Below are 17,706 nucleotides of genomic sequence, written 5' to 3' on the forward strand. Positions count from 1 at the left end.
GCTGCAATGAATTTAGATAAAGAATTTAAGCTTTCATCCTGGGCCATCAACAACAAAATGACGGTATATGTAATTATCGCCATTGTGATGATTGGCGGACTCATGTCGTATTATAATATGCCGCGGGAAACCTTTCCCGAGGTTGTGGAGACCAAAATTTATGTTAGCTCTATAAACCCTGGGAACTCGGCGGAAGATATTGAGAAATTCATCACTGAACCTCTCGAAGAAGAGTTTAATGATATTGCAGGCGTTAAAGAAATTTCGTCTTCTACTTTTCAGGATTATTCTTTGGTAATTGTAGAATTTGAAGAAGATGTTGAAGTAGAAAGCGCCAAAATCAAGGTAAAAGACAAGGTAGATATGGTGAAAGCCGAGACTACCTGGCCTACCTTAGATAATGGTGCAAAGGTAGAGCCCAATGTTTTTGACCTTAATATTTCAGAAGAACAACCTATTCTAAACATCAACCTAACGGGGGATTATACGGTTCAGCAATTAAAAGAATATGGCGAATATCTTCAGGAACGTATAGAATTGCTTCCGCAGATAAAAGAAGCCAGTATTCGTGGGGCCGAAGAAATGGAGGTTGAAATCGCGGTAGATATCTATAAAATGACTGCTTCAAAAGTTAGTTTCACAGATATTGTAAACGCGGTTAGCGGTGAAAACAGAACAATTTCGGGTGGAAATATTATTACCAGCGGGGTTCAAAAAAATATCAGGATCATTGGGGAAATCGAAGATCCCAGCGAGCTTGACAATGTTGTTGTAAAAACAGAAGGAGGCAATATATTCCTTAAAGATATCGCAGCTATCAACTTCAGGGAAAAAGATGCTACCACTTTTGCACGCGAATATGGCGACCCCGTGGTTATGCTAGACATAAAAAAACGTGCCGGCAAGAATATGATCGAGGCTGTAGACCAGATAAAAGAAATTGTAAAAAAAGAACAGGAAGAATATCTTCCAGAAAGTCTGTACATAAGCCTAACCAACGACCTCTCCACCAATACACGAAGCCAGGTAGACGACCTGGTGAACAACATTATTTTTGGTGTGATTTTGGTGGTTCTGGTTTTAATGTTTTTCCTGGGATTTAGGAATGCATTATTTGTAGGGATCGCGATTCCTTTATCTATGTTCCTTTCTTATATTATCCTGTCCAGTATGGGGTACACCTTGAATACAATGGTGCTTTTTGCCCTGGTAATGGGTCTTGGGATGCTTGTTGATAACGGGATTGTGGTGGTTGAAAACGTCTACACTTTAATGGACGAAGGTATGCCGCGAAAACTGGCTGCCAAGCAAGGTTTAGGTGAAATTGCCCGGCCTATTATCGCATCTACAGCCACAACCCTGGCCGCGTTCTTCCCGCTGGGACTCTGGCCGGGAATTATAGGAAGTTTTATGGTAATTTTCCCAATCACACTGTCTATCGTTTTAGGTTCTTCACTTTTTGTCGCGCTAATTATCAACTCGATGCTTACCTCTCAATTTATGAGAACCGAAGAGGAAGAATTTACCAGGAAGAAACTTATAAAAATAAGTTCTATTCTGGCCGGGTTTGGATTATTATTATTAATTATAGGTTTTGTAGTTGATGCTGGTGCGCTTAGAGCTTTTGGAAATATTTTAATTCTGGCTGCCATTTTACTTTGGGCTTATAAATATTTCCTTTCCCGGGCTGTGGAATATTTCCAATATACCGCCCTTAAGAAAATGGAAAATGCCTATGAAAAGACCTTAAAATTTGCGCTACGCGGAAAGAAAGCCTATTTCACCTTTTTCGGAACCTTACTTTTGCTATTCCTTTCTTTTGTATTGATTGCGCTGGTTCAACCAAAAGTTTTGTTCTTTCCGGAGAATGAGCCCAACCAGGTTATAACCTATATCGAATATCCGCAGGGAACCGATATTAATAAAACCAATGAACTCACCAAACAGGTTGAACAACGTGTTTTTGAAGCCATTAAGCAATATGAAGATGAAGATGGCTATAATTTTATGGTTGAATCGGCTATCTCTCAGGTTGGTGAAGGTGCAGGAAATCCCCAAACCGATGGTGGTCAGCAAAATGAAATGCCTCATAAAGCTAAGATCACGCTTTCAATGCGCGAATTTACCGAAAGGCGTGGCGTGAGCAGTAGCAAAGTTTTATCTGAAGTGCGGGAAGCTGTACAGGGTTTCCCCGGTGCTTCTATTGTGGTAGAGAAAGATGCCGCCGGTCCACCAACAGGTTACCCCATAAATATGGAACTTAAAGGTGAGGATTATGAGCAAATGCTGTTAGAGGCTGAAAACTTGCGTTCCTATGTCAACAATCTTAGCATTGCAGGGATTGAAGAACTGAAAATTGACGTTAACAAATCTAAAGCTGAATTAAGTGTAAAAGTAGACCGGAGAAAAGCCGGACAGCTGGGAGTTTCGACATCTCAGGTAGGTCAGACTTTGAGAAGAGCAATTTATGGGGAAGAGGTTTCTACTTACAAAGAAGGTGATGATGATTATGAGATAAATGTAAGGTTTGCTGATGAGTACCGCTATAATGAAAACGTATTGTTTAACCAGCCAATTACTTTTAAGGATCAGAACACTGGTGAGATAATTCAAGTACCCATTTCGTCTTTGGTTACTACAGAATCTGCATCTTCTTTTAGTTCCATTAAAAGAAAAGATCTAAAAAGGGTGATTACCCTCTATTCTAATGTGCTGCAAGGTTACAACGGAAACGAAATTGTAGGCCAGTTAAAAACAGCCCTTAGAAGTTATGATCTTCCGAAGAATATCACTTTAGAGTTCACCGGTGAACAGGAAGAACAGGAAGAAAATATGGCTTTTTTGCTAAAAGCATTATTAATCGCTTTAGGCGGAATTCTGCTTATTCTTGTCGCCCAGTTTAACTCACTGTCCAAACCGATCATCATCATTATGGCGGTAGTATTGAGTTTGGTGGGAGTGTTCCTTGGATTGATCATTTTCCAGATGGATTTTATCATTATTATGACAATGATGGGAATTATCTCTCTCGCGGGGATCGTAGTTAATAATGCCATTGTACTTATTGACTATACTCAAATTCTTATAGACCGGAAAAAACGGGAACTGAATGTAGATGAAGACGAACTTTTAACCCGGGCACAGTATTTTGACTGTATTGTTAGAGGAGGAAAATCGAGGTTACGACCTGTACTGCTTACTGCGATTACTACCGTACTTGGTTTAATCCCATTGGCAGTAGGTTTGAATATAGATTTCTTTAGTTTATTTACAGATTACGATCCAAAAGTATTTATTGGTGGAGACAACGTGATCTTCTGGGGGCCTCTGGCCTGGACGGTAATCTTTGGGTTGGTGTTTGCCACCTTCCTTACGCTGGTTGTTGTTCCGGTAATGTTCTACCTGGTAAATCGCGCCAAGGTGAAAATCGCCGATAAACGCAAGGAGCGGAAACAAAGAAAGCTGGAAGCAAGAACTTAAATTACAAAAAAAGCTGTCTGAAAAGTTTTTTAAATCGTCATTCTGAACTGGTTTCAGAATCTAAGATGTTGATAATAAAATCATGTTAGAAGCTGAAACCAGTTACCATTGACGTATTTTAATATCCTGTTATTTAGGTTTGTTTTTTATATTTCTATATTCAAAAAGAAACTTACCTGGTTTGGAAGTTTCCTTTTTCATTTTTTGCGTGTATTCCTCTCACTGCGTTCGTCGGATACAAGTAAAACGAAACAAAACCCGCCTGAACGGACGGGCAGGAAGGGCGCCTATGTGGAGGTGTTTTTTTGGCAACTGCCTTCCTCTCCCTTTTGGTCGTCGGAGGCAGAAAAAATCGCACACGGAGTTTAAAACTCGCTATGCTCGAAACGTCATTTTACTACGCTAGGTAATTTTTTATCACGGGTCTCAGCTTGACGGAATTAGACTTTTCAGACAGCCTCATTTTTATTTCTACTATTTACAGGGAATTCACTTATTCCATTTTCCATTTAATTGAGGTAGCTTAAAAGATTAAACTTTTTAAAAAAAAGCTTTTAACCAATAAAACGGGAAATTATGAAAATCCAACATCAGTTTACGGAAGTGAAAAGTTTTTACTTTTTACTAATGCTCTTATTATGCGGCGGAATTTTCGCCCAGGAAACTTCTGAAAACTCAATCGCGTTTTCAAAAAGCGACTCAAATCTGGAATGGGGTCCCTGCCCCGATTTTATGCCTGCAGGATGTAATATAGCAGTCTTGCACGGAAATCCTGCCGAAAAAAATGCCGACATCTTTTTTAAAGTTCCGGCTAATGCTAACATCCCTACTCACACTCACACTTCTGCCGAGCGCATGGTACTTATCTCTGGTGAAATGGAAGTAACTTATGACGGAGAACAACCACAGACTTTAAAAGAAGGATCGTATGCTTACGGACCGGCCAATAAACCGCATTCAGCTAAATGCGGAGATTCTCCCTGCGTTCTTTTTATCGCCTTTGAAGATCCGGTAGATGCAATACCGGTAGAGAAAGACTAAAATTCAGATTTAATCGAATAAAAAAAGGCCGTCTTTTCAGACAGCCTTTAATTTTATATAGGAAATTAGCTTTTAGTTATCAGCTAAAGTACCATCGCTTTTCCAGGTATTCACCCCAGCGATTTGGTTATTATCGTAATCAACTTCAGTTAATTTATCTGAACTCCAGAAAAACCATTTTCCGGTTTTCACTCCTTTAGTATAAGTAGCGATGCTTTGCTTTTTACCCTCAGCATCATAAGCAATCCATTCGCCATGAAGCTTTCCATCTTTGTAAGTTCCCATTTGTTGGACAGAACCATCTTCATAATAGAAAGTTCCTTTAATAAGATCTCCTTCTTTTTCAAATTTTGGTTCTGGACTTTCTTGCGCCATAGCAGCTGCTCCAAAGGTAAAAATGGCAGCCATCAATATGTTTTTTATCTTTTTCATAGTCTTATTCTTTAAACTTTACTTTACAAATATAGCTAAATGTTTACTTTAAAACAACAATCACGTAACATTAACTTAACATTGAGGTGTTAAAAACCTAATAAACAAACACTTAAATGTGGTTTTTTAACTTAACACAGAGAGAATTCTTGATACTATACACAAAATATCAGCTAAAAACATAGGTTGATTTGGGCCACACTCATGAGTATTTAAATCTCAATTGGTGAGTATTTTCTCCGGCTATTTATCGCCAAAACCATAAGAACTTCTTACTTTTGCGCTACTTAAAATTTCAGGAATATCATGTATAGAAGTCACACCTGCGGGGAATTAAATGCAGCTTCAATTGGCCGGGAAGTAAAACTTTCGGGTTGGGTTCAAAAAATAAGGGACAAAGGTTTTATGGTTTGGGTAGATTTGCGCGATCGTTACGGCATCACTCAGCTTATTTTTGATGAAGATCGTTCTTCAAAAGAACTTATGGAAAAAGCTCAAAAACTGGGTCGTGAATTTGTAATCCAGGTGAGCGGAAAAGTAATTGAACGGGAATCTAAGAATACAAATATTCCAACCGGTGAAATTGAGGTTTTGGTTGAAGAAGTCAATATTCTCAACACCTCCCTTACTCCTCCTTTTACTATTGAAGATGAAACCGATGGTGGCGAAGACCTAAGAATGAAATACCGTTATCTCGATATTCGTAGAAATCCGGTAAAAAATAAACTGAAATTTCGCCATAAGGTTGGGATGGAAGTTAGAAACTATCTTTCTGAACAGGATTTTATCGAGGTGGAAACGCCATACTTAATCAAATCTACACCTGAAGGTGCTCGCGATTTTGTAGTACCAAGCCGAATGAACCAAGGGCAGTTTTATGCCCTGCCCCAATCGCCACAAACTTTTAAGCAATTGCTTATGGTTGGCGGGATGGATAAATATTTCCAGATCGTAAAGTGTTTTAGGGATGAAGACCTTAGAGCCGACAGGCAGCCGGAATTCACACAAATTGACTGTGAAATGGCTTTTGTTGAACAGGAAGATATCCTGAATATTTTTGAAGGATTAACCACCCATTTACTAAAAGAGATCAATGGCGTGGAAGTAGCAGAATTCCCAAGAATGACCTACGCTGAAGCGATGAAAAAATACGGAAACGACAAACCAGACATAAGGTTTGGGATGGAGTTTGCCGAATTAAACGAAATTGCTAAAAACAAAGGTTTTAATGTTTTCGATCAGCAGGAATTGGTCGTGGGAATCGCGGTTCCGGGAGCGGCTTCTTTCACAAGAAAAGAAATAGACAAATTAATATCCTGGGTTAAAAGACCACAGGTAGGCGCCAACGGACTCGTTTGGGCGAAATATAATGAAGACGGAACTTTAAAATCTTCCGTAGATAAATTTTATTCTGAAGAAAATCTAAAAACCTGGGCAGAAGCTACCAATGCAAAACCCGGAGATCTTATTCTGGTAATGGCCGGTGATGCCAATAAAACCAGGACCCAGCTAAGCGCTTTAAGAATGCACCTAGGGAACGAATTAGGTTTGAGAAAAGCCAATGAATTCGCTCCGCTTTGGGTTGTGGATTTCCCATTACTGGAATGGGATGAAGAAACAAAACGTTTTCACGCGATGCACCACCCCTTTACTTCACCAAAGAAGGAAGATTTTGCACTACTGGAAACCAACCCGGGAGAAGTTCGTGCCAATGCTTACGACTTGGTACTGAACGGAAATGAAATTGGCGGTGGTTCTATAAGAATTCATGACAAAGAAACTCAGGCCAAAATGTTCGATTACTTAGGTTTCACCCCGGAAGAAGCCAAAGCACAATTCGGCTTTTTAATGGATGCTTTCCAATACGGCGCACCACCTCACGGTGGAATTGCCTTTGGTTTTGACAGGTTAGTAGCCATTCTGGGCGGTCAGGAAAGCATCAGGGATTTTATTGCTTTTCCTAAAAATAACAACGGCAGGGACGTGATGATAGATGCACCGGCCACACTTGATGAAGCACAGCTCAAGGAGCTTCATCTACAGGTAAACCTGGAAGAAAGCTCAAAAAGTATCCCCGGAAAATGATTCTTTTAATTCAAGGCAAGCACCAGAGCATTTAAATCTCGATTATCGAGTAAAATTATAATTGATGGAAAATCCCGGTTTCACATCGGGTTTTTTTTATCTTCACTTAAATAAAATTTTGAGTGAGTACTAAAGTCACAAAACTTTTAACCCAATTTTCAGACTGGAGCACCAGGAATCTTAGCCATCAGCAATTCTTGATGGTGTTAAGTTCTCTTATTGGTTTCCTTGCGGGCCTCGTAGCGGTTAGTATCAAGAATTTTACCCACTATATCCAACGTTTACTGGAAGACGAATTTATTGTGAATTATCACAATGCTTTCTATTTTATTTTCCCAATCCTGGGGATTGCCATTACCATCTTCATTATAAAATATATTATAAAAAAAGATTTAGGAAATGGTATTCCTACAGTTTTGCATGCTATTTCCAAAAGACAGGGGATTATGCGCAGGTTTCAATCTTACGCATCCTTAATTACCGCACCGCTTACGGTAGGGTTCGGGGGGTCTGTTGGTTTAGAGGCGCCTACAGTCGCTACCGGGGCCTCCATAAGCTCCAACTTATCGCGGCTGTTTAAAATGAATCAGGCCACTCGCACCCTTTTAATAGGTTGTGCTGCTGCCGGGGCGATGTCCTCTTTATTCAAGGCGCCAATTGCCGCAATAATTTTCGCGATAGAGATATTTAGCCTGGACCTTACTCTGGTTTCCATGATCCCGTTACTTACAGCCTCGGTTTCTGCGATACTTACCTCCTATTTCTTTTTTGGCAACGATATCATTTTACATTATCAATTAAGTGATCAATTTGATGTTTCTGAAGTTCCATTTTACGTTTTACTGGGCGTAATAGCAGCGGTTTGTTCAATTTACTTCGGAAAGGTTTATTTTAAATCTGCAGAGCTATTCCGGAAAATAAAATCGGGGTTCCTCAGATTGCTTGCCGGCGGACTTGGGCTGGGAGTATTGATATTTTTTATTCCTCCACTCTACGGGGAAGGTTACGACGTGATCAATAATTTGCTTCAGGAAAATTATATGTTTGCCCTGCAAACCAATTTATTTGATGCATATCTGGATAACATCTGGGTGGTGATTCTCCTCCTGGCGGGGCTTGTGGTTTTCAAGATTATCGCAACATCTCTAACCCTGGGTGCAGGAGGAGTTGGAGGTATTTTTGCACCAGTTTTATTTATGGGTAGCGCCATGGGACATTGTTTTGCGCTGATTGTAAATAATCTCGGACTGCTGAATAATCCTATTTCGGTAAGTAATTTCACTTTGGTAGGAATGGCCGGGGTTATGGCGGGAGTTATGCATGCGCCGCTTACTGCAATTTTCCTTATTGCCGAACTTACCGGCGGCTATGAGCTTTTTGTTCCGCTAATGATTACCGCTGCCATTTCTTTTGTGGTAACCAGCAGGTTTCAACCGCATTCAGTATACACCATGGAACTTGCCCAACGCGGGGAGCTACTAACCCACAATAAAGATCAGGCTGTTTTAACCCTTTTGAATATTCAGCAGATTATAGAAAAAAACTTTGTGACTCTTAATATCGAGATGAATCTAGGCGATGTTATTCACGAAGGTGTGATAAAATCTTCCCGAAATCTTTTTCCCGTTATCGATGAAAACCGTAACTTTTTAGGTATCATTCTTTTAGACGATATAAGGCCGATAATGTTCGACCAGAAAATGTATGAAGAGGTAAAGGTGAGCGATATTATGCAACGAGCCCCTGAAATAATAGACCTTAGAAAAGACCGCTCAAAAGATATCATGACTAAATTTCAGGAAACAAATGCCTGGAACCTCCCGGTGGTGGAAGATGGAAAGTATATTGGTTTTATTTCAAAATCTAAACTACTCACCGCATACCGTCAAAAACTAATAGAAGTAACTGTTTAATGCTATGAATACCATTTTAAAGATACTGGGCATATTAATTTTAATTGCCATTGGAGTAGGGTTTTATACCCGCACTTTTGAAGATGTTTTGCTGGGAGACCAGATAATTGGTCTAGCTGTACTGGCAAGTGCATTTATTTTAATGCCAATTTTCCTCTATGTGAGATGGAAAGGAAAACGTCTCAAAGACTACACTCTCACTAAAGAGAACATGGATAGAATGAAAGACAAAGGCATAGATTAAGCGTCTATTTTAAAAGACTTTCAAAAGAAAATTAAAAATATTGCATTGTCATCAATAATATTATGCTAACTTTGCCCTTTATTAATTATTTATTTTATTATTACGATGGAAGGTACAGTTAAATTTTTCAATGAATCAAAAGGATATGGATTCATTACCAACGACGAAACAGGAAGAGACATCTTCGTACACATTACTGGATTAGATGGCGAGAGCTTGAACGAAGGTGATAAAGTTGAGTACGTTGAAGTAGAAGGTAGAAAAGGAGTTAACGCTGCGGAAGTACGCGTTATAGAATAATATATATTATCCTATTTCAAGAACTTGAAAAGCCGCTGTGATAGCGGCTTTTTTTATGCTCTAATTTTAATGATTTAGATTTTTAATCTGAGTATGACTACGACATCTTTATAGCCCGGAATTCAGGCCATTCATTATTGATTTCTCTTCTAAAATTTAAGGATATTAAAGAAGATACAGCTATTTCGCTGTTTTCAATTGTTCAGATACACCGTTAAGCATTTCCTTAACCAGGCTTTGTAAGTCAAAATCGTGTTCCCATTGCCAGTCTTTTCTGGCTTCAGAGTCATCTATACTGGAGGGCCAGGAATCGGCTATTTTTTGACGGAAATCGGGCTCATAAGCAATTTTAAACTCAGGAATTTCCTTTTCAATAGCTTCAGCGAGATCTTTAGGAGTAAAACTCAGGGCCGAAAGATTATAAGAGGAACGCACCTTTACTTTTTCTGAAGGTGCTTCCATAATATCTACGGTAGCCTTAATCGCATCGTCCATATACATCATAGGAAGTCCGGTATTTTCATCTAAAAATGAAGTATAGCTTTTCTTTTTAAGCGCTTCGTGAAAAATCTCTATTGCATAATCTGTAGTTCCGCCGCCGGGAAGGGTTTTGTAACTTATAATGCCGGGATAACGCAAACTCCTTACATCTACACCGTATTTATCGTGAAAATATTCACACCATCTTTCACCGGTTTGTTTACTTATCCCGTATACCGTGGAAGGCTCCATGATTGTAGTTTGCGGGGTATCGTTTTTAGGCGTAGTGGGACCAAAAACAGCAATACTTGAGGGCCAGAAAACTTTTTCTATCTTTTTATCTTTCGCAAAATTAAGGATATGAAAAAGGGAATCCATATTAAGGTTCCAGGCTTTCATAGGGGCTTTTTCAGCAGTGGCACTTAACATTGCGGCCATAAGGTAAACTTCAGAAACCCCGTGTTTATTAATAAGAGATTCTATTAAATCAGCATCAGTGGCGTCGGCAATTTCAAAAGGGCCAGATTCCATAAGCTCCTCGCTGCCTTCCCTAATATCACTAGCCACTACTTTATCATTTCCGTAGAGATCACGTAATTTCAAGGTTAACTCGGTTCCAATTTGCCCACAAGCTCCTATAATTAAAATTTTCCCGGCCATCTTATTCATTTTTCCGCAAATATATTTATTTACACAGAGGTATTTGCAATGAAATCGCCAAAACCTTTCTTTTTATTAGAAATCTTTTATCAAGCCATGGCTTTTAGACTGAATATATCAGAAATTGAAACTCACAGGTAAGGAACAAATACTTAGACCTGGGAAAGTTATTTAAATTGGAGTAATTTAGATTAACTTTGTAGATGTATGAAGAAACCGGTATTTATAATACTTATCCTATTATTTTGGTCCTGTAATGAAAAATCCAAAACTGAGGACAATTCAGGCAGGCAATTAGATTCTATTACTTTAAACAAGCCTATAGAAACCACTAACCAGGAAATAGTCTTACTTCCTGAAGCAAGAAAACATGTAATACAATGGCTGGCTTATATTGCGGCACAAAATGAAGTAGACCAGTTAAAAAATTATAACCTGCAACAAACCATAGAAAGTTCGCGACCTATCTCGCAGGTTATGGAATCCCTTTCGGCCAGTATTCCAGATTCTTTAAGTTCTAATGCGATTAGAGCCCGTGCCAATGTTCTGGCTACCAAAGCGAAAGTTTTAGAACAACTTTCGCATCGCCGGCGGTTAGATGCCGATGCCATTACTGAGGTTGCCCGTGAAATCCCAGACGAATTCAATAATTTAAAGATTCAGCTTAATGAGCTTTTCCTGAAAACCCTGGAAGATTTTGAAGATGAGCTGGATGAATTTAGGGTTGAAAGGGATACTATTTCAGCAGAGTAACTTGCCCCCTATTCTTTATTTAGAAATACCTAAAAATTTGGTGGCTTCAATCAGGAACCTCGGGGCAATCCCGCCTGAATGATTCGGGCAGGCCTCGGGGAATTAAACCCTCAATGAGGGATTAAAAAAATTATCAGAATGAAAATGAATATAGCACTGTTTTTTCTAATGTTCAGTATAGGAATATCTGCGCAGGAAAAATCTAATATAGATACCGTTCTAACCCAATGGCACAATACCGCTGCGGAAGCTGATTTTGATAAGTATTTCAGCTTAATGACCGAAGACGGCATTTTTATAGGTACCGATGCTACCGAAAACTGGCAGAACGATGATTTTCGGGAATTTTCAAAACCTTATTTTGATCGTGGAAAAGCCTGGAATTTCACAAATCTGGAACGCAATATCTATACGCAAGAAAATAGCAAAATCGCCTGGTTTGATGAGTTGCTGGACACACAAATGGGCATTTGCCGCGGCTCTGGAGTGCTTCATAAAACTGAAGAAGGCTGGAAAATTGTACATTATGTACTTTCTATCACGATCCCAAACGAGAACGTGGAAAAAGTAACTAGGCTAAAGAAAGAATTTGATCAAAAATTAATCAATGAAATTGATTAAACTTCACAGAAATAGTGTTAGGAATTGCATCCAGACTATGAAATTCAATTCGTTTATAGCTTCAAATAATCTTCGGCTAAATAGCCTATTTTTTAGTACTTTAGCGCGATAATTCATAATAATCTTAAACCACACATGAAAAAAATAACGAATGTGCTCTTTTTATCGATTTTGGGAGCTGCAACTATTACAAGTTGTCAAAACGACGATAAAGAAAGTAAAAAAGAAGAGGTGCACGGTATTAACCTAGCCTATATGGACACTACCGTTACACCTCAAGAAGATTTCTTTAGATATGTAAACGGAAAATGGGTAGATTCTACCGAAATCCCTTCAGACCAAACTACCTGGGGAAGTTTTATGGAATTGCGTGAGCGTACCGATGAGGATGCGATGGCGATTTTAGAAGGTGCTTCTGCAAACGACAGTTTAGATCCGTCAAGCGACCAGGCCAAAGCCGTTTACCTTTATAATACAATTATGGATACCGTTGCCCGAAATGAAAAAGGCGTGGAACCGGTAAAACCATATTTAGCCAAAGTAAATGCTATTGAAGATAAAGAAGACTTACAGGAATTCCTTACCGAAATGCAAGAATACGGCGGTGCCGGATTTTTCTCTTTCGGAGTTCGTGCAGACGCAAAGAACAGTAATATGAACGCTGCATACCTTTATCCTGCAGGATTAGGTTTACCAGATCGTGATTACTACGTTGCCGATGACTCAGATTCCAAAGAAAAAAGAGAAAAATACAAGCAACACATCACCAGGATGCTTCAATATATAGAGTATTCTGAAGTAGAAGCTGCAGCAGCCGCAGAGCGTATTCTTGCTTTTGAAACCAGCCTTGCAGAACCTCAACTGGATAAAGTAGAGCGTCGTGATGCGCGTAATACTTATAATCCAAGAACAGTAGCTGAGCTTAAAAATATGGTTCCTGCGATTGAGTGGGATACTTATTTTGAAGAAATTGGAGCTACAGATCTTGATACCATTATCGTTGCTCAACCAAAATATATGGAATCCCTTCAGGGTATTTTCGCTGAAAATTCTGTTGAAGATTGGAAAGATTATTTGAAGTGGAGCATTTTCAACGATGCAGCCAGCACGCTTTCTACAGAAATTGAAGAAGCTAACTGGGAGTTCTACAGTAAGACTTTGCAAGGTGCGCAGGAGCAACGCCCAAGAAAAGAACGTGCTTTACAGACTGTAAACGGTACTGTAGGTGAAGCTTTAGGTAAATTATATGTAGACAAACATTTCCCGGCTGAAGCTAAAGAAAAAGCTCAGGAAATGATCTCTAATCTTATTAAGGCTTACGAGAACAGGATAGACAACCTAAGCTGGATGGGTGAAGAAACCAAGAAAAAAGCGAAAGAAAAACTGGGGACCACTACTATTAAAGTTGGTTATCCAGATGAGTGGAAAGACTACAGCGATCTTGAAATTGTAAAAGTTGAAGATGGTGGATCTTATTTCCAGAATATGATGAACTCCAGCAAATGGAGAGTAGCCGATAATATGACCGATCTTGGCCAGCCGGTAGACAAAACCGAATGGTTTATGCCTCCGCAAACCGTAAACGCATATTACAACCCAAGCTATAACGAAATTGTATTTCCGGCGGCTATTCTTCAGCCACCGTTTTACGATTACAAAGCCGATGCGGCTGTAAATTACGGCGGAATTGGGGCAGTAATTGGCCATGAGATCTCTCACGGGTTTGACGATAGCGGCTCCCGTTTTGATGCTGAAGGAAACCTGAATAACTGGTGGACAGATGAAGACCTTGAGCAATTTGAAGCGCTTGGAAAAGACCTTGCAGATCAATACAGCAACATTGAAGTTTTAGACAGTGTTTTTATTAACGGTCAATTTACTTTAGGTGAAAATATAGGTGACCTTGGTGGCGTTAATGCGGCATACGACGGATTACAAATTCATTTAGAAGAACACGGAGATCCGGGTAAAATAGATGGATTTACGCCAGAAGAACGTTTCTTTATGTCCTGGGCTACTGTTTGGAGAACAAAAATGCGTGACGAAGCCTTAAAAAACAGGATCAAGACCGATCCGCATTCTCCGGGAATGTACAGAGCTTACGTACCACTTCAAAATATCGATGCTTTTTATACCACATTTAATATTGAAGAAGGGGATAAAATGTATGTAGCTCCAGAAGATCGAGTAAAAATCTGGTAATAAATTTCTTCGGAAATCTTATAAAATGATAAATCTCACAGTTACGATTTGAATCGGAACTGTGAGGTTTTTTTATTCTAATAATGCTCTTACTCAAAATGCAGAAAAGCATCTTCAAGATGTTCTACCTGTATTCCTGCCTTATTTTTTATAATCGCAACAATATCAAACCGCACTTCCAGGTCTAATTGATTATCATTTAAAAAAAAAATCGGCAGCCTTTACGAGCTGCCGAATTTGTTTAGGCTTTACAAAACTTTGTGGGTCCCCAAAATCAGGAGTGCTTCTTGTTTTTACTTCTACTACCACCAAAGTGTTATGCTTCCGGGCTAAAATGTCTATTTCCGCTTTGTTATAAACATAATTTTCAGCCAGAATTTCATAACCTTGTTTTATAAGGTGTTTCACAGCGAGGCGTTCACCCAATTCCCCCAAAGCATTATGCTTAGCCATAAGTGAATTTAGGTTTTATTCAAGATTTTTAAACCGGGGGGTTTCCTGTAAAAAACAACTAATTCATCAACATAATGCTGGTTACTTTTAGGTTCAGTTTTTCAATTTCTTCTTCACTTGCTTCTATAATGCGGTCCCCGTAAAACTTATCGGCAACTTCTCCCTCAGGCGCGAGAAACACTCTCAGGTTTGAATTTTCAAGTTTTCCATCGTTCCACATCACAGCGCCGCCGTAATCCCATCCAAATCCATAAAACGAAATCTCTTTTCCGTTAATTTGATTCAGAGCTTCATAGGGAGTTCCAATTTCAATTCCTTCAGCAGATTTCCATTTTCCCTTTTCAGAAAACCGAATATCAAAAATTTCCTCACGTTCCTCAGTTTTCCAGGTAACATGCAATTCATCCGGACTATCTGGATACATGACTGTATATGCCCTTTCTACCGATCCTTCTTCAAACAACCCGGAATCTTCATACATATTTGCATCAGGATAATTTTCATTCAACTCTTCAGCATCAAAATCTGTAAGGTTTTCAGCTACAAATTTATCTTTAGACATTTTGCTATTAGAACTTCCGCAGGCCGCGAGAGTAAGTACAACAATTATTAAGCTTAATTTTTTCATCTGTTGGTTAGGTTTTATTTCCGAATATATTTATTTCAATAATCCTATCGGAAGATTTTAAAGGCTAAAATGAGGAACATTTACTTTAGTCGCCCTGTGTTTTACAAGAATTTAACGCGTATTTTTAAGGAGTTGCTTACCTTTGCGCCTTCATAAAAGTTATACGATAAATGAGCAATACTCCACAGCGATACACCATTACCGCAGCATTACCATACACCAACGGCCCCCTACATATTGGGCATCTTGCCGGTGTTTATGTCCCAGCCGATATTTATGCCCGCTATTTGCGAATGCAGGGCAATGATGTTGCTTTTGTTTGCGGAAGTGATGAGCACGGAGTACCAATTACCATAAAAGCAAAAAAAGAGGGAGTTACCCCGCAGGATATCGTTGATAAATACGACGGAATTATCAGAAAATCTTTTAAAGATTTCGGGGTTTCTTTTGATAATTACTCCAGGACTTCAGCAAAAGTTCACCATGATACAGCTTCGGCTTTTTTCAAAAAAATGTATGAAGACGGAAAGTTTATTGAAGAAACAACCCAGCAACTTTACGATGAAAAAGCAGGGCAATTTCTTGCCGATAGATTTGTGACTGGAACCTGCCCAAAATGTGGGAACGAAGAAGCCTACGGTGACCAGTGTGAAAGCTGCGGAACTTCGTTAAACGCCACCGATCTTATTAATCCTAAGTCGGCAATCACAGGTGAAATTCCTAGTTTAAAAGAAACCCGCCACTGGTTTTTACCTTTAGACCAATACCAGGAATGGCTGGACGAATGGATCGTAAAAGGCCATGCGCACGATTGGAAAAGCAATGTACACGGACAAGTGAAATCCTGGTTAAACGATGGTTTACGCGCCCGTGCTGTAACCCGCGATTTAGACTGGGGAATTCCAGTTCCTGTAGAAGGCGGTGACGGCAAAGTGCTTTACGTTTGGTTCGATGCACCTATTGGCTATATTTCTTCTACCAAAGAATGGGCCGAGCGCGAAGGCAAAGACTGGGAGCCATACTGGAAAGACGAGAATACGAAACTCGTACATTTTATAGGAAAAGATAACATCGTTTTTCACTGTATTATTTTCCCGGTGATGCTGAAAGCACACGGCGAATACATTTTGCCAGAAAATGTTCCGGCAAACGAATTTCTTAATTTGGAAGGGAAAAAACTTTCTACTTCCAAAAACTGGGCGGTTTGGTTGCACGAATACCTTGAGGAATTTCCAAATCAGCAGGATGTTTTGCGTTACGTTTTAACAGCAAATGCCCCGGAAGCCAAAGACAACGATTTTACCTGGAAAGATTTTCAGGCTCGTAACAATAACGAATTGGTTGCTATTTTCGGGAACTTTATTAACCGCGTGGTGGTATTGACCAATAAGTATTACTCCGGAATTGTTCCAAAGCCACATGATTATTCTGAAGTGGACGAGCAAACTATTGCGGAACTAAAAGCTTACCCCGCGGTTATTGCAAGTTCTATTGAAAAATACCGTTTTCGTGAAGCCCAGGGGGAATTGATGAATCTGGCCCGCTTAGGAAACAAATATTTAGCCGATGAAGAACCCTGGAAACTGATTAAAACTGATGAAGAAAGGGTAAAAACCGTTATGTACGTGGCTTTGCAAATCGCTTCGGCTTTAGCGACTTTAAGCGAACCGTTTTTGCCATTTTCATCGGTAAAACTTCAAAAAATGCTGAATTTCACTGATGCTGAAAGTAAACTTTCCGGGGAAGAATTTTCTCAGTGGGACAAAATTTCCACCAGGGATTCTTTACTCCCGGCAGGGCACCAAATTGGAAAAGCAAAATTGCTTTTCAGTAAAATAGAAGACTCACAAATGCAGGAACAATTGGATAAACTGGAAGCTACAAAAACCGCAAACGCGGCCGAGAACAATAAGCTAGAACCACAAAAAGAAACTGCTACTTTTGAAGATTTCATCAAAATGGATTTGCGTGTGGGGACCATAATCGAAGCCCATAAAATGCCCAAAACCAAAAAACTGATGGTAATTAAGGTAGATACCGGTTTAGATAAAAGAACCGTAGTTTCAGGAATTGCCGAGCATTACAAAGCAGAAGAAATTATAGGAAAAAAAGTAACCGTTTTAGCTAATCTAGCACCAAGAAAACTTCGCGGTGTGGAAAGCGAGGGAATGATCTTAATGACAGAGAATTCAGCCGGAAAACTGGTATTTGTTAACCCTGATGAAGATGGTGTAAAACCGGGGACGACGATAAATTAGCAGTTACTATTATAAAACTTACAGCTTAACCTTTAGCTTTCTGAAAATAAATTATTCATCACAAAGCTAAAGGTTTTTTATTTCCTAATTATTTAAGGAATCAAAATAAATAACACAATTTCCTTACCTATACCTATTTAAAACCACTTAATTATT

Annotated in this window: 13 protein-coding genes and 1 pseudogene; 10 read left to right on the forward strand and 4 right to left on the reverse strand. The window is 39.3% G+C overall.

Going from position 1 to position 17,706, the window contains the following annotated elements:
- Window positions 1–6: 6 nt before the first annotated feature.
- Window positions 7–3,480, forward strand: coding sequence for an efflux RND transporter permease subunit (locus LB467_RS00570; protein ID WP_224472087.1), 3,474 nt, complete (start codon window positions 7–9; stop codon window positions 3,478–3,480).
- Between the two features lie 576 nt (window positions 3,481–4,056).
- A complete protein-coding gene (locus LB467_RS00575; protein ID WP_224472088.1) occupies window positions 4,057–4,521 on the forward strand; it encodes a cupin domain-containing protein in 465 nt (154 codons plus the stop codon).
- A 72-nt stretch (window positions 4,522–4,593) separates the two neighbouring features.
- Here the strand turns inward: LB467_RS00575 and LB467_RS00580 are convergent, their stop codons facing one another.
- The gene (locus tag LB467_RS00580; protein WP_224472089.1) at window positions 4,594–4,953 is read right to left on the reverse strand and encodes a toxin-antitoxin system YwqK family antitoxin; all 360 of its coding nucleotides are present in this window, start codon (window positions 4,951–4,953) and stop codon (window positions 4,594–4,596) included.
- A gap of 306 nt (window positions 4,954–5,259) precedes the next feature.
- On the opposite strand from LB467_RS00580, the gene aspS reads away from it, so the two are divergent.
- The 4 genes from aspS (at window position 5,260) to LB467_RS00600 (ending at window position 9,495) form a co-directional block, all read left to right on the forward strand.
- Window positions 5,260–7,038, forward strand: a complete 1,779-nt coding sequence (gene aspS, locus LB467_RS00585; RefSeq protein WP_224472090.1) for an aspartate--tRNA ligase — start codon at window positions 5,260–5,262, stop codon at window positions 7,036–7,038.
- A 122-nt stretch (window positions 7,039–7,160) separates the two neighbouring features.
- Window positions 7,161–8,951 carry a chloride channel protein gene (locus tag LB467_RS00590; RefSeq protein ID WP_224472091.1) on the forward strand — a complete coding sequence of 597 codons (1,791 nt, stop codon included), beginning with the start codon at window positions 7,161–7,163 and terminating at the stop codon, window positions 8,949–8,951.
- Between the two features lie 4 nt (window positions 8,952–8,955).
- Window positions 8,956–9,195: a hypothetical protein gene (locus tag LB467_RS00595; RefSeq protein WP_224472092.1), complete on the forward strand. Its 240-nt coding sequence runs from the start codon at window positions 8,956–8,958 to the stop codon at window positions 9,193–9,195.
- Window positions 9,196–9,300: 105 nt separating this feature from the next.
- Window positions 9,301–9,495, forward strand: coding sequence for a cold-shock protein (locus tag LB467_RS00600; protein ID WP_037318850.1), 195 nt, complete (start codon window positions 9,301–9,303; stop codon window positions 9,493–9,495).
- 180 nt (window positions 9,496–9,675) lie between these two features.
- On the opposite strand, the gene LB467_RS00605 is transcribed toward LB467_RS00600, so the two are convergent.
- On the reverse strand, window positions 9,676–10,635 hold the full coding sequence (locus LB467_RS00605; protein WP_224472093.1) for an NAD-dependent epimerase/dehydratase family protein: 960 nt from the start codon (window positions 10,633–10,635) through the stop codon (window positions 9,676–9,678).
- Between the two features lie 207 nt (window positions 10,636–10,842).
- Between LB467_RS00605 and LB467_RS00610 the strand changes: the two genes are divergently transcribed.
- The 3 genes from LB467_RS00610 (at window position 10,843) to LB467_RS00620 (ending at window position 14,211) form a co-directional block, all read left to right on the forward strand.
- Window positions 10,843–11,388 carry a hypothetical protein gene (locus LB467_RS00610; protein ID WP_224472094.1) on the forward strand — a complete coding sequence of 182 codons (546 nt, stop codon included), beginning with the start codon at window positions 10,843–10,845 and terminating at the stop codon, window positions 11,386–11,388.
- A 138-nt stretch (window positions 11,389–11,526) separates the two neighbouring features.
- Window positions 11,527–12,009, forward strand: a complete 483-nt coding sequence (locus LB467_RS00615; protein ID WP_224472095.1) for a nuclear transport factor 2 family protein — start codon at window positions 11,527–11,529, stop codon at window positions 12,007–12,009.
- Between the two features lie 135 nt (window positions 12,010–12,144).
- Window positions 12,145–14,211, forward strand: coding sequence for a M13 family metallopeptidase (locus LB467_RS00620; protein WP_224472096.1), 2,067 nt, complete (start codon window positions 12,145–12,147; stop codon window positions 14,209–14,211).
- Between the two features lie 89 nt (window positions 14,212–14,300).
- On the opposite strand, the pseudogene LB467_RS00625 reads toward LB467_RS00620, so the two are convergent.
- Window positions 14,301–14,664, reverse strand: a pseudogene (locus LB467_RS00625) (YraN family protein).
- 58 nt (window positions 14,665–14,722) lie between these two features.
- Window positions 14,723–15,292, reverse strand: coding sequence for a hypothetical protein (locus LB467_RS00630; protein WP_224472097.1), 570 nt, complete (start codon window positions 15,290–15,292; stop codon window positions 14,723–14,725).
- A gap of 170 nt (window positions 15,293–15,462) precedes the next feature.
- Between LB467_RS00630 and metG the strand changes: the two genes are divergently transcribed.
- Window positions 15,463–17,550, forward strand: a complete 2,088-nt coding sequence (metG, locus tag LB467_RS00635; RefSeq protein ID WP_224472098.1) for a methionine--tRNA ligase — start codon at window positions 15,463–15,465, stop codon at window positions 17,548–17,550.
- Window positions 17,551–17,706: the final 156 nt, after the last annotated feature.

It is taken from the genome of Salegentibacter tibetensis (genome assembly GCF_020164485.1).
Taxonomy (GTDB): Bacteria; Bacteroidota; Bacteroidia; order Flavobacteriales; family Flavobacteriaceae; genus Salegentibacter; species Salegentibacter tibetensis.